Origin of the sequence: Sphingomonas mesophila, assembly GCF_003499275.1 — a bacterium.
GTDB classification, from domain to species: Bacteria; Pseudomonadota; Alphaproteobacteria; order Sphingomonadales; family Sphingomonadaceae; genus Sphingomicrobium; species Sphingomicrobium mesophilum.
In genome coordinates this window covers 2,064,247-2,076,450 of record NZ_QWDF01000001.1, presented here as the reverse complement: position 1 = coordinate 2,076,450, position 12,204 = coordinate 2,064,247, and the positions used below count along the sequence as shown (strand labels likewise).

Genomic DNA, 12,204 nt, shown 5'->3' with positions numbered 1-12,204 from the left:
ATTGGTCCCGACCGCCATCGAAATCAAGCCTCGCGGTTGATCGCGAAGCCGGCCCAGCTCTGGCTGGTCGGCATGAGCTCGAGCGTGTTGACGTTGAGATGCGGCGGCAGCGTCGCAACCCAGCGGATGGTTTCGGCAATGTCATCCGCGGTCATCGGGTTCATTCCGGAATAGAGCGCGTCGGACGCGGCCTGGTTGCCGCCGGTGCGGACCAGCGTGAACTCGGTCTCGACCATCCCCGGTTCGATCGAGGTGACGCGCACGCCGGTGCCTTGGAGGTCGCAGCGCAAGCCGAGCGTGAACTGCCGGACGAAGGCCTTGGTCCCGGCATAGACCGCGCCACCGCGATAGGGATAGGTCGCGGCGACGGACGACAGATTGACGATCGCGCCCCTGCGCTCGATCAAGGTCGGCAGCAGCGCCCGGGTCAGCGTGACCAGCCCGTCCACGTTGGTGGCGATGACGTTGCTGAGCGGAGCCTGTTCGGCGTTCTGCAGGTCCGTCATCGGCGGCGCGAGGCCGGCGTTGTTTATGAGCAAATCGACCCCGCGGAACGCCTCGGGCAGCTGGTCGACGACGCGCTGGAGGTCGTCGGCGTCACGCATGTCGGAGACGATCGGCAAGAAGGCGTCGCCAAGCTCGTCATGCAAGGATTCGAGGCGATCGCCGCGGCGGCCGGTGCCGACGACCTGCCACCCCTCGCGGAGCAGCAGGCGCGCCGCGGCGGCGCCGATCCCGGCGGTCGCCCCGGTGATGAACGCGGTCTTCATGGGACAAGCCTTTCCAATATCCACGGAGTCGCCGACGGCCAGTCGTCGATTCGCGCGTGGGCATCATCCGCCGGCGGCACTGCCGGCGCGAGCAGCGGTTCGGCGACCATGTGTAGCCGGTGAACTTCTGGTGCGTGCTTCGCGACCGAGGCGTGGTGGACCGCGAGATCGTCGACGAACACCGTCGCCTTGGCTCCATGCCGATCGACGATGGCGCGCGCGGGCACACCCTTGCCGCCCTGATTGCATACCACTTCGTGACGGATGCCGTGGCTGGCGAGCTGGTCGACGCGCCACGGGTGTGCGAGCTCAGGTAGGTTGGTGAGGATGACGATGTCCGCCACCTCACCGATCTTGCCCAGCGCCTCGATCGCGCCGGGGACCGGGGTTTGGCGGTGCATTTCGCCCTCGAAGAACTGGCCGAGCAGCGGCCACACCCGCTCTTTGTCGAGCGTTTCCCCACTTCGACGGTCGGTCAGCGCCTCGGCGAACTCGCCGGTCTCGAAGGCGAAATCGAGCTGATGCGCTTCGTCCAGCCAGTCGCGGAAATGGCTGACCATGTGCAGCAGCACCTCGTCGCAGTCAGTGATCAGCAGTGAGCGGCTCAGCGTTCGAGCTCCGGTCCGAGGGCAGTGATGATCGCGGGATCGCAACCGAGCGCCGCGGCGACCGAGATAAGGTCCGGCTCGTGCGCTTCAAGGAACGTCACCACTGCCGCGAGCAAGACCGGATCGTCGACGCGTTCGCGAATCCCTTCGGGGGACAGGCCGGTGAGATCGAGGAACCGGGCCGCGCGCCGTTCGTCGGTGAGGGTCGCGGCGAGCACATTGAGCGCGAGCGCCTGGCGGTCGCTAGGAAGTTCGGGCTGCATCGCCTAACCCTGTTCGCCGCTGTTGGGGAAGATCGTGGCCAAGATCCTGGTTGTCGAAGACAATGCGCTGAACATCAAGCTGTTCTGCGACCTGCTCGCCGCCCATGGTCATGAGCCCGAGGCGGTGACCGACAGCCGCGAGGCGCTGGCCACGGCGCGCGCCTTCAAGCCCGACCTCGTGATCACCGATATCCAGCTGCCCTACGTCTCTGGAATTGAGCTGATGCAGCAGATTCGCGGCGATTCCGAACTGGCGAGCGTGCCGATCATGGCGGTGACGGCCTATTCCGGGGTTGGCGACGACGAGCGGATCCGCGCCGCGGGGGCGCAGGCCTATGTGTCGAAGCCGATCTCGGTGATGCGCTTTGCCGAGACCGTGGATCAGTTGCTGGAAGAAGGGCCGGTGCGAACGGCAGACGCCACGGAGTAAGTCGCGAAAGTCGAACGACGAGCCTGTGGGTCGTCGTTCGCGGCTCGCTTACTTGATCTTCGCTTCCTTGAACTCGACGTGCTTGCGCGCGACGGGGTCGTACTTGCGGAAGGTCATCTTCTCGGTCTGGTTGCGCGGGTTCTTCTTGGTCACGTAGAAGAAGCCGGTGTCGGCCGTGCTGACGAGTTTGATCTTGACGGTTGCCGGCTTGGCCATCGCGAGAAATCCCAAAAAGCTAGAAAATATGAAGGCGGCGCAAGAACGCCGCCCGAACCCGCGCCCAATGACGATCACGGCCGATTCTGTCAAGTCGGCTGCGGCGAGGCGTGTTTGGCGGAAAGGTCAGCCCGCAGGCCGGTGACGAGAACCAGAAAGCCCCTGAACAACAGCAGCTTCTGATCGAGATCGGCGATATGCCGATTGAGATCGAGTTCGAGCTCCCGTGCCGAACGCAACCTTGCGGCCGCCAAGCGGATCAGCGCTGGCTCAAGCGGGAGCGGGCAAACATCGGCCATCGTCGCGGTGCGCAATCCATTACCGTGGCGGATCACGCGGTCCCCGCACCGCGACCGCAGATACTGCTGGATCTGCGTGGGCAAAAGTCGCCGCGCCTGCTCCCGATAGTCCGTGGTCGCCTGGAACGTGCGGTCGGCGCTGATCATCGCACCATAATAGGAGCTGAGTCGCGCGCGAAGGCGCAGATCGGCAACCTCGGGCCCCATGCCGGCCGCGGTCATCTCGTCATACGCGCCGCGCACTAGGGGCCGCGTGAACACCTCCGACGCCTGGTAGGCCAGCACCGTCAAACGCTCATCACCCGTAGGGGACGGGGCGGCGGGTAAGGCATTGAGCGCGGCAATGCTGCGATCTCGAGCGCTGTTGTAGTAAGCGCGGCGGGCAGTGAGATCGGCGATATTGTTATCAAGGTCAGCGATGATCTGCTGGCGGTATTCGTTAGCCAGTGCGCGCACTTGTCGCCCTTGGTTCCAATTGCTCGCCTGGATGCCAAGGAACACGCCGAGGACGACAATGCCGATGTCGATCAGGACCGCAAACCAGTTTTGCTCGACGACGTTCTGGCGCAGTCGGCGGATTGCCATGTGAATGCCCTGCTTTCCCTGTTGTTAACCATTTCGCGCGATGATCGCCCAGTCAACCAGGGACCGCGCAATGACCGACGATCGCCTCCGCTCTGCACGGACATCGATTGGCGAACGCATCGCCGAGCTTGAGGCGCGCATGCCGCGGCTTGCCCCGCGGGCGATCAGCCAGCGCATGGATGCGATCCGCGCGTTGGCCGCGAAGCATGGACTAGCCGCGCTCGAGGGCCTTGCTGACTACGGCGCGCACCATGCGCTGATGCCGGGCCATCGGACCGCGACCCGCGAATGCCTGGCGCATATGGACGAGGCGCTGGCAAGCGAACGGGGCGCTGACCGCGAGGCGATACTCGCCGCCCTGGCGCTCCGCCTCCACTAGACCTTCGGCCGCATCCGGCACCAATCGAGTTCCCGCGCATTGGTCGCGCCATGAGTTCGGCGCGCATCGGCTATTGCTGCACCTTCGTTTCGGCGGATGGCAACGAAGCGGAGCAGCGCGCGCTCAACTTTCGCGGTCCCACCATCGCCTCGATCGCCCGTCTCGGTCCCGAAGCGCCGGCCAAGCTCGAAGCGGTGGTGCTTGAGAACCTGGACATTCTCGATCGGCAGATCGCGGCGGTGGCGGCGCTGCCGAGGCTGGAGCGGCTGTTCCGCATCCAGTCGGGCTTCCTCACTGGCTGGTCGCACCCGCCCTTGGCCGGGGCGTGGACACCGACACTGCGCGGCGAAGTGGAGCGGCGCCTCGGCATAGCGGGCGAAGCAGCGCGCTTGGGCGATGTTCGCCTGTCAATGCATCCGGCGCAGCATGCCATTCTCGCCACCTTGAACCCATCGGCGCTCGACAATGCCCTGCGCGACATTGCCGAACATGGCGAGATCTTCGCCATGCTCGGCTTCGGCAGCGGCTGGCATCCGCACGGGGCGTGCATCAACATCCATGGCGGCGCGCGCTCGGCCGGAGTGGAGGGGCTACGCGCCGGCCTGGCGCGAGTCGATTCGATGGCGCTGAACCTGCTGACGATCGAGAATGACGAGGTCAGCTTTGGGCTCGACGATCTGCTGAAAGTCGCCGACGGCGTCGCGATCGTACTCGATTTCCATCACCATTGGGTGTTCTCCGAAGGGGAATGGATCGCGCCGGATGACGCGCGGATCGCTCGGATCGCCGAAAGCTGGCGCGGTGTCCGACCCCTCACCCATATCTCCGTCAGCCGGGAAAACGTCGTCGTCGGCCATGACTCAGACGCGCTGCCCGACTTCGCGGCGCTCAGCGCGGCCGGCCACAAGGCGGCGCATCTGCGCGGCCACAGCGACCGGATGTGGAACCGGGCCGTCAATGACTTCGTCCGCGGCCACCTTTCCTGGTGCGACGTGGAGGTGGAGGCCAAGCACAAGAACCTCGCCAGCCGTGAACTGGCCGACTTTGTTCGCTTGACGGAACTGGCGGACGCCTGATGCGGGGTTTCTCGCAGCTGCTCGACGACCTCGTCTACACCCGTTCGCGCAACAGCAAGCTGAGGTTGATCGGGGACTATCTCAAGGCCACGCCCGACCCCGATCGCGGGATCGCGCTAGCTGCGCTCACCGGCACGCTCGACATCCCGCACGTCAAACCGGCGGCGATCCGGGCGCTGGCCGAGGAGCGCATCGACCCCGTGCTGCTGCGGATGAGCCGTGACTATGTCGGCGACATGGCTGAGACCGTCTCGCTGCTCTGGCCGGGCGGAGGCGCGGACGGGTGCGCGAACATCGACGACGGGACGGTGCGCATCTCCGACGCAGTCGAGCGGCTGAAACTGGCCAGCAAGAGCGACGCGCCGCGCGTGCTGGCCGAGATGCTTGATCATCTCGACTCATCAGGCCGCTTCGCCTTGCTCAAGCTGGCCACCGGCGCTTTACGGGTCGGGATTTCGGCGCGGCTCGCCAAGACCGCGCTCGCCGAGGCCTTCGGCCTCGACGTCGAGCAGGTCGAGGAAGTGTGGCACGGACTTCGCCCCCCCTTTCGCGAGCTGTTCGAATGGGGCGAAGGGCGCGCCGGCCAGCCGACGAGCCGTGACATACCAGTGTTTCGACCGTTCATGCTCGCCCACCCGCTCGAAGAGACACGGGTCGATCTCGCCGACTACGCCGCCGAGTGGAAATGGGACGGAATCCGCATCCAGCTGGTCCACGCCGGCGGCGACACCCGCCTCTACAGCCGCACCGGTGACGACATCTCCGGCAGCTTCCCCGACATCGCCGAAGCGTTTGCGGAACGCGGGGTGCTCGACGGGGAGCTGCTGGTGCGCGGCGAGGCGCAGGGCGCGGACAAGCATGGCGGGGCGGCGGCGAGCTTCAACGCGCTCCAGCAGCGCCTCGGGCGAAAGAACGTCAGCACCAAGGTCCAGGGCCAATATCCGGCGTTCGTGCGGCTCTACGACATGCTGTTCGACGGCGAGGAGGACCTGCGGCCGCTACCGTGGGCCGAGCGCCGCGCCCGGCTGGAAGCATTCGTTCCGCGGCTCGACCCTGCCCGCTTCGACCTTAGCGCAGTGATCGACGCCCGTGACTTCGACCAGCTCGACGAGATCCGCCTCGCCAGCCGAGACGAGGGAATCGAGGGCATGATGCTCAAGCGGCGGGACAGTCCCTATGTCGCCGGGCGCCGGGTCGGCCTGTGGTACAAGTGGAAGCGCGACCCGCTCACTGCCGATTGCGTGATGATGTACGCCCAGCGGGGATCGGGCAAACGCTCCAGTTACTACAGCGACTACACCTTCGGCTCCTGGACTGACGAGGGCGAGTTGTTGCCGGTCGGCAAGGCCTATTTCGGCTTCACCGACGAGGAGTTGAAGTGGCTCGACCGCTTCGTGCGCAATCACACCCTCAACCGCTTCGGGCCAGTGCGGGAGGTCGAGAAAACCTTGGTGCTCGAAGTGGCGTTCGATTCGATCCACGAATCGAAGCGACACAAGTCCGGCCTGGCCATGCGCTTTCCAAGGATCAGCCGAATTCGCACCGACAAGCCGGCCAATGAGGCTGACACCATCGCCACGCTGCGGGCGCTGGTCACCTGAGCCGCATAGCAAAAGGGGCGAACCCGAAGGTCCGCCCCTGCCCCTGTCTGAAGGTGTAGTGCTTACTGAAGCGGCTGGAGATTGACCGCGGCATACTTGCCCCGACGGTCCACCTCGATGTCGAACTTGACGCGGTCGCCCTCGTTGAGGGTGACCATGCCGGCGCGCTCGACCGCCGAAATGTGCACGAACGCATCCGGCTGCCCGTCGTCACGGCTGATGAAGCCGAAGCCCTTCATCGCGTTGAAGAACTTGACCGTGCCTTCCGACGTCTCGCCGGTCAGCTGCCGCTGCGGTCCGCGATCGCCGCCCGGGCCGCCCGGGGCCGCGTCACGCGACGAACGCACCACTTCGAGCGGCTCGCCCTCGATCTGGATGTCGGTCGCTGAAATGCGCCCGCCGCGATCGACCAAGGTGAACGACAGCGGCTGACCATCGGCCAGGTCGCTGAGGCCGGCGCGCTCGACCGCGCTGATGTGCACGAACACATCCTCGCCGCCATCGTCGCGCACGATGAAGCCGAAGCCCTTTTGCGGATTGAAGAATTTGACGACGCCCTTGCCCTCGCCGACGACCTGGGGCGGCATTCCGCCACCGCCGCCGCCGCGGAACCCGCCGCCGCCACCGCCACCGCGGAAACCGCCGCCACCACCGCCGCCGAAGCCGCCGCGATCGCCAAAGCCGCCTCCGCCGCCGCGGTTGTACCCGCCGCCGAACGAATCGCCGCCACCGCCGCCGAAGCCGCCGCGGTCACCGTAGCTTTGCTGCTCGAATCCGCCGAAATTCTCGTCGCCGCCGAAACCGTCGCGCTTGTCGCGCCCGCGACCGCCGCGCTCGCCCTTGCGCCCTCTATCGAAACCCATGCCCGTCCGTACTCTTTCGTGCCCGTCTCTTCCTTCGAAACCAACGCGCTCGGGCCCGGACGCAATAGGTTGCCCGCACGAACACTCCGCACGGCGCGTCGGGCTACTTATCGCAAAATTGGCGCTCGTCCTAGTGATTCCGTGAGGGCTCGGTTAGAGCGGTAACAGCGGTCTGCCGCGGCGGCGTTCAGGGGGACGCAAGCCAGAGCGGCGCAGGCGCTAGGTGAGCGAGGGTGTAAGGCACGCGATGGCGGTTCATTTTTACGACGAAGACCTGCCGGACGGGCTCGATTTCGGCGACCGGGCGATCGCTGTCGACACCGAGGCGATGGGCCTGATGCCGGGCCGCGACCGGCTGTGCCTGGTCCAATTGAGCGACGGCACCGGCGACGAGCATCTCGTCCGCTTCGGCCCCGGGAGCGACTATGCCGCGCCGCGCCTCAAGGCCCTGCTCGGCGACCCGTCGCGCCTCAAGCTTTATCATTTCGCGCGCTTCGACCTGGCAATCATGCAGGCCTATCTCGGGGTAATGGCAGCGCCCGCCTATTGCACCCGCACCGCCTCGCGACTGGTGCGGACCTACACCGACCGTCACGGGCTCAAGGAATTGGTCAAGGAAATGCTGAGCCAGGACCTCAGCAAGCAGCAGCAGTCGAGCGACTGGGGGGCGGCCGAGATCAGCGATGCGCAGCGCGAATATGCGGCGAGCGACGTGCGCTACCTGCACCGTCTGAAGGAGCAACTCGACGTCCGGCTCGAGCGCGAGCGGCGGACCGAGCTGGCCCAGGCCTGTTTCGACTTCCTGCCGGCGCGGGCGCTGCTGGACCTTGCGGGTTGGTCGGAACAGGACATTTTCGCTCATGTCTGAAGCCGCCATCCGCAGTCGCGCTGCGCGACGGCGGTGGGCGGAGCCGGGCAGCCGCCACGACACCGTCGTCAAGCTCGCCAAATTCGGCCTGCCCATCGCCGGCGCGGGCCTGCTCGTGCTGCTCGCGGTGGCACCGTTCGACAAGGACGGCGACGTCAGCTTCATCCTCGACAAGAAGGGCGTCGATCGCGCTGAGGAGCGGATGCGGATCGAAAGCGCGCGTTATGTCGGCGAGGACAGCAAGGGTAACAAGTTCGTCATCCGCGCCGAGCGAGCGGTTCAGCCGACTAGCGACCAGCCGCTGGTTGCAATTGAGGGGATGCAGGCCCGCCTCGAGCTTGGCAACGGGCGACTCGGCATGGCCGCCCTCAAGGGCCAGTACGACCTCGACCGCAAGCTCATCCGCGTGGTCGGCCCGATCCACGTTTCGGGACCCGACGGCTACGCGCTGCGGACCCGCGACGTCAGCGTTGACCTTGGCGCGCACAGCATGCGCTCGAGCGGACGGGTGAGCGGGCGCATGGAATTGGGCGAGTTCGAAGCAGGGCGGCTGAGCGCCGACCTCGACAGCCGCACCTTGCGGCTGGAAGACGGCGTGCGCTTGAAAATCCGGCAAGGGGCGGTCAGATGACCAACATGAAGCATATTGCCTTGATGAGCCTCGCCGCCATCACCGCTCTTGCCGGACCTGCCATGGCGCAAGACGGCGTGTCGGCGCTCAAGGGCCACGACAGCCGCGCGCCGATCGACCTCAGCGCCGACCGCGCCGAGGCCCAGGACCGCGCCGACCGGGCGATCTTCGCCGGGAATGTGGTCGTTCGCCAGGCCGGGCTGACTTTGCGGACCGCGCGGCTCACCATCGCTTACGCCAGCGCCGGCGGCATCGACATCAACCGCATCGACGCCAGCGGGGGGGTGGTGGTGGTCAGCCCGAGCGAGACCGCGCGCGGCAATTTCGCCACCTACGACCTCGACAGCGGACTGATCACCATGGTCGGTGACGTTCGATTAGAGCGCGACGGATCTTCGCTGAGCGGCGGTCGGCTGACGATCGATCTCAACACCGGCCGGGCGACCATGGACGGCGGGCTGCGCGGCGTGAACCAGCAGGGCGGGCGCGTGACCGGCCGTTTCACGGTCGCCAGGCGAGGCCAGTAGCCGGACGGCAGAACCAGTTTGAACGACGTCCAGACCATAATCTCACCCGAGACGCTGGCGAACGCGGACGGGCCGGTGCGCGGGCTCGAAGTCCGCTCGATCGCCAAGGCCTATGACGGCCGCGCCGTGCTTCGCGATGTGTCGCTGGCGGTGTCGCGCGGCGAGGTGGTCGGACTGCTCGGCCCCAACGGCGCCGGCAAGACGACCTGCTTCTATTCGGTAATGGGGCTCGTCCGGCCCGACAGCGGCCGGATCGACCTCGACGGCGAAGACATTACCGGCCTGCCGATGTACCGCCGAGCAATCCTGGGGCTCGGCTATCTGCCGCAGGAAACGTCGATCTTCCGCGGCCTGACCGTCGAGCAAAACATCCGTGCGGTGCTCGAGGTCAGCGAGCCCGACCGCTCGGCGCGCGAGGGCCGGCTCGAACGATTGCTCGACGAATTCGGTATCGCCCATCTGCGCAACTCGGCGGCAATGGCGCTGTCGGGCGGCGAGCGGCGGCGCTGTGAAATCGCGCGCAGCCTCGCCGCAGACCCGTCGATCATGCTGCTTGACGAGCCGTTTGCGGGGATCGACCCGATCTCGATTGCGGACATCCGCGACCTTGTGCGCGACCTCAAGCAACGCGACATCGGCGTCCTGATCACCGACCACAATGTTCGCGAAACGCTCGACATCGTCGATCGCGCCTGCATCATTTACGACGGTCAGGTGCTGTTCCAGGGCACGCCCCAGGCGCTGGTCGCCGATACCGAGGTCCGCCGCCTCTACCTTGGCGAGAGCTTCGCGCTGTAGCGTGCTAGGGTAAAGCCCATGGGACTTGGGCCGGGCCTCCAGTTGAGAGTCAGCCAGTCGCTGGTGATGAGCCAGCAGCTGCAGGCAGCGATCAAGCTGCTCGCGCTGTCCAACCTCGAACTGGACGCAGTAATCGCCGAGGAACTTGCCAAGAACCCCCTGCTCGAAGCGAGCAGCGAGGGACGCGAGGAAGGCGTCGTCGTCCGCGAGGACCGCGAGACCGGCGACGAAGCCGGCGATCCGCGCGGATCGGATGAATTGATTGGAGCGCTCGGCGGGACAGAGGATTCGCCGCTCGACATGGATTGGAACGAGGCGGCGCTCGACACCGACAGCGCGGTCGACGTCGGCAGTGGGCCGGGCCCGGAAGAAGCGTTCGACTTCGACCGTCTGGCGGGTAGCGAGGTCGGCCTGACCGAACATCTGCTCGAGCAATTGCGCGGCGCAGGCGGGGCGCTGGCGGCAGCGATCGTCCGCGAGCTCGAGGAAACCGGCTACCTCGAGACCCCGTTGCGCGTCATTGCCGAGGACCTGGGCGCGACCTTCTCCGAGGCCGAGACTGCGCTAGCGCTTGTCCAGTCGCTCGATCCGCCGGGCATCGCGGCGCGCAGCCTGGAGGAATGCCTGGCGCTACAGGCGAAGGCCGCCGACCGCTACGACCCCGCAATGGCATTGCTGATCGCCAACCTCGAGCTACTCGCCAAGGGTAGGATGGCAGACTTGAGGCGCATCTGCGGGGTCGACGACGACGATCTGCGCGACATGGTCGCCGAGCTGCGCGCCTTCGATCCCAAGCCTGGCTGCCGCTTCGCCGGCGAAAGCGCCCGCGAAGTCGGCGCGCCCGATGTCTTGGTCAGGAAGACGGTCGCGGGGTGGATGGTCGAACTCAATCCGGCCACCCTGCCGCGCGTGCTGGTCAACCGCCGATACCACGCCGAGCTAAAGGCGGGCGCGAGCGACAAGTCGTCTCGGGCGTGGCTTAGCGAACGGCTGCAGAGCGCATCGTGGCTGGTCAAGGCGCTCGACCAGCGCGCCCAGACCATCACCAAGGTCGCGGCAGAGATCGTCAAGCGCCAGCAGGCATTTTTCGAATTGGGCGTGGCGGCGCTTCGGCCGCTGACGCTGCGCGAAGTGGCAGAGGCGATCGAGGTGCACGAATCGACCGTCAGCCGCGTGACCCAGAACAAGAGCCTGCTGTGCCAGCGCGGTGTCCTTCCACTCAAATTCTTCTTCGGCTCCGGCGTGGGGTCGGACAGTGGAGAGGGCGCAGCGGCCGAAGCGGTGAAGGCCGAGATCAAGCGGCTGATCGATGCCGAAACCGACATCCTGTCCGACGACACGCTGGTCGATCTACTCAGAGCCAAGGGCTTCGACCTCGCGCGGCGTACGGTCGCGAAATATCGCGAGGCGATCGGGGTTGGCTCGTCGATCCAGCGCCGCCGCCAGCGCAAAATGGCGGGCGGCTAAGTCACGGGGACCGCCAGTCGCGCCCAGATCGGCAGATGATCGGATGCTGTGCGTGCAGCTTCGCTCATGTGAACGCCAGCTTCGGCAATGGCGAAGCGGCGATCAACGATGATTCGGTCCAGTTGCGCGACCGGCTTGCGGCTGTGGAAGCTCGGCCCGCAGTCGGCGATGGCGAAACGCTCATCGAACGCGCTCAGGCTTGGCCCGTTTAACCGCCACTCATTGGTATCGCCCATGATCACCGTCGGCATCACCCGGTGGCGCTGTTCGATGTGATCGAGGATCTTGAGGACTTGGCTGCGCCGGCGGATGCCGGACAGATCGAGGTGCATGCCAATCACCCGCAGCTCGACCGATCCGACCGCAAGTTCGGCCATGACCGCGCCGCGCGGCTCGATATTGGGCAGATGGATTGCCTCGACATCGGTGACCTCGACATGCGACTTCACCAGGATGGCGTTGCCGTGCCAGCCGAGATTTCGGAAGTCGAGTTTGCGTAGCGGCGCGGTCAGCGGATGGTCGGGGATCCGATCAAGCAGCTGGCCATGAAGCCGGCCAAGCTTGTCGGTGTGGGTCACCTCGAAGTCGCAGGCGCGATAGAGGCCGTGGTCGTCGATCAGCGCATGGGGGACCGCCGCACCGCGAGTCCCGACCCTCTTGTCCGCCTCCTGCAACGCGACAACGTCGGCGCCAATCTCCTCGAGCACCTGAAGAACGCGTTGCGGGTTGCGCTTGCGGTCGGTCCCGATCGCCTTGCGCATGTTGTAGGAAGCGACGGTGATGGTGCTTTCGTGCCCGCTCATCGCTCAGCCAACCTGCGCGC

At 66.3% G+C, this 12,204-nt stretch carries 16 protein-coding genes; 9 read left to right on the top strand and 7 right to left on the bottom strand.

Annotated features, from left to right (window positions below; all coding sequences use genetic code 11):
• Positions 1–23: 23 nt before the first annotated feature.
• From D0Z60_RS10430 to D0Z60_RS10420, 3 genes are read right to left on the bottom strand one after another with little or no spacing between them, the layout of a single operon-like run.
• Positions 24–770 (bottom strand): SDR family NAD(P)-dependent oxidoreductase, encoded by a 747-nt coding sequence (locus D0Z60_RS10430; protein ID WP_118858178.1) that lies wholly within the window; start codon positions 768–770, stop codon positions 24–26.
• Positions 767–1,330 carry an HAD family hydrolase gene (locus tag D0Z60_RS10425; protein WP_118858551.1) on the bottom strand — a complete coding sequence of 188 codons (564 nt, stop codon included), beginning with the start codon at positions 1,328–1,330 and terminating at the stop codon, positions 767–769. The genes D0Z60_RS10430 and D0Z60_RS10425 overlap by 4 nt, the downstream gene beginning before the upstream one ends.
• 44 nt (positions 1,331–1,374) lie before the next feature.
• Entirely contained in the window at positions 1,375–1,641 is a 267-nt protein-coding gene (locus D0Z60_RS10420; RefSeq protein ID WP_118858177.1) for a DUF3572 family protein, read from the bottom strand.
• Positions 1,642–1,672: 31 nt separating this feature from the next.
• On the opposite strand from D0Z60_RS10420, the gene D0Z60_RS10415 reads away from it, so the two are divergent.
• The gene (locus D0Z60_RS10415) at positions 1,673–2,071 is read left to right on the top strand and encodes a response regulator (protein WP_205421086.1); all 399 of its coding nucleotides are present in this window, start codon (positions 1,673–1,675) and stop codon (positions 2,069–2,071) included.
• A 48-nt stretch (positions 2,072–2,119) separates the two neighbouring features.
• Here the strand turns inward: D0Z60_RS10415 and rpmG are convergent, their stop codons facing one another.
• Both rpmG and D0Z60_RS10405 read right to left on the bottom strand, forming a co-directional pair.
• On the bottom strand, positions 2,120–2,287 hold the full coding sequence (gene rpmG / locus D0Z60_RS10410; protein WP_118858176.1) for a 50S ribosomal protein L33: 168 nt from the start codon (positions 2,285–2,287) through the stop codon (positions 2,120–2,122).
• 89 nt (positions 2,288–2,376) lie between these two features.
• A complete protein-coding gene (locus D0Z60_RS10405) occupies positions 2,377–3,171 on the bottom strand; it encodes a hypothetical protein (RefSeq protein WP_118858175.1) in 795 nt (264 codons plus the stop codon).
• 70 nt (positions 3,172–3,241) lie between these two features.
• Here D0Z60_RS10405 and D0Z60_RS10400 point away from each other — a divergent pair, with 70 nt between their 5' ends.
• The 3 genes from D0Z60_RS10400 to D0Z60_RS10390 are packed head-to-tail and all read left to right on the top strand — an operon-like array spanning position 3,242 to position 6,227.
• Positions 3,242–3,550: a hypothetical protein gene (locus D0Z60_RS10400; protein ID WP_118858174.1), complete on the top strand. Its 309-nt coding sequence runs from the start codon at positions 3,242–3,244 to the stop codon at positions 3,548–3,550.
• A gap of 50 nt (positions 3,551–3,600) precedes the next feature.
• Positions 3,601–4,626 (top strand): apurinic/apyrimidinic endonuclease family protein, encoded by a 1,026-nt coding sequence (locus tag D0Z60_RS10395; protein WP_118858173.1) that lies wholly within the window; start codon positions 3,601–3,603, stop codon positions 4,624–4,626.
• Positions 4,626–6,227, top strand: coding sequence for a cisplatin damage response ATP-dependent DNA ligase (locus tag D0Z60_RS10390; RefSeq protein WP_118858172.1), 1,602 nt, complete (start codon positions 4,626–4,628; stop codon positions 6,225–6,227). The genes D0Z60_RS10395 and D0Z60_RS10390 overlap by 1 nt, the downstream gene beginning before the upstream one ends.
• A 62-nt stretch (positions 6,228–6,289) precedes the next feature.
• Here the strand turns inward: D0Z60_RS10390 and D0Z60_RS12035 are convergent, their stop codons facing one another.
• Complete coding sequence (locus tag D0Z60_RS12035) at positions 6,290–7,090, bottom strand: cold-shock protein (protein ID WP_118858171.1); 801 nt, start codon at positions 7,088–7,090, stop codon at positions 6,290–6,292.
• A 247-nt stretch (positions 7,091–7,337) separates the two neighbouring features.
• Between D0Z60_RS12035 and D0Z60_RS10380 the strand changes: the two genes are divergently transcribed.
• Genes D0Z60_RS10380 through rpoN form a run of 5 tightly spaced genes read left to right on the top strand, consistent with a single transcriptional unit; the run spans position 7,338 to position 11,381 of the window.
• Entirely contained in the window at positions 7,338–7,958 is a 621-nt protein-coding gene (locus D0Z60_RS10380) for a ribonuclease D (RefSeq protein WP_118858170.1), read from the top strand.
• Positions 7,951–8,589, top strand: coding sequence for an LPS export ABC transporter periplasmic protein LptC (locus tag D0Z60_RS10375; RefSeq protein ID WP_118858169.1), 639 nt, complete (start codon positions 7,951–7,953; stop codon positions 8,587–8,589). The genes D0Z60_RS10380 and D0Z60_RS10375 overlap by 8 nt, the downstream gene beginning before the upstream one ends.
• Before the next feature lie 5 nt (positions 8,590–8,594).
• Positions 8,595–9,116, top strand: a complete 522-nt coding sequence (locus D0Z60_RS10370; protein WP_240325617.1) for an LptA/OstA family protein — start codon at positions 8,595–8,597, stop codon at positions 9,114–9,116.
• 36 nt (positions 9,117–9,152) lie between these two features.
• A complete protein-coding gene (gene lptB, locus D0Z60_RS10365; protein ID WP_240325665.1) occupies positions 9,153–9,914 on the top strand; it encodes an LPS export ABC transporter ATP-binding protein in 762 nt (253 codons plus the stop codon).
• An 18-nt stretch (positions 9,915–9,932) separates the two neighbouring features.
• Positions 9,933–11,381, top strand: a complete 1,449-nt coding sequence (gene rpoN / locus D0Z60_RS10360; protein ID WP_118858166.1) for an RNA polymerase factor sigma-54 — start codon at positions 9,933–9,935, stop codon at positions 11,379–11,381.
• Here rpoN and D0Z60_RS10355 read toward each other — a convergent pair.
• Entirely contained in the window at positions 11,378–12,184 is an 807-nt protein-coding gene (locus D0Z60_RS10355) for an endonuclease/exonuclease/phosphatase family protein (protein WP_118858165.1), read from the bottom strand. The two genes, rpoN and D0Z60_RS10355, sit on opposite strands and share 4 nt — an antisense overlap.
• Positions 12,185–12,204: the final 20 nt, after the last annotated feature.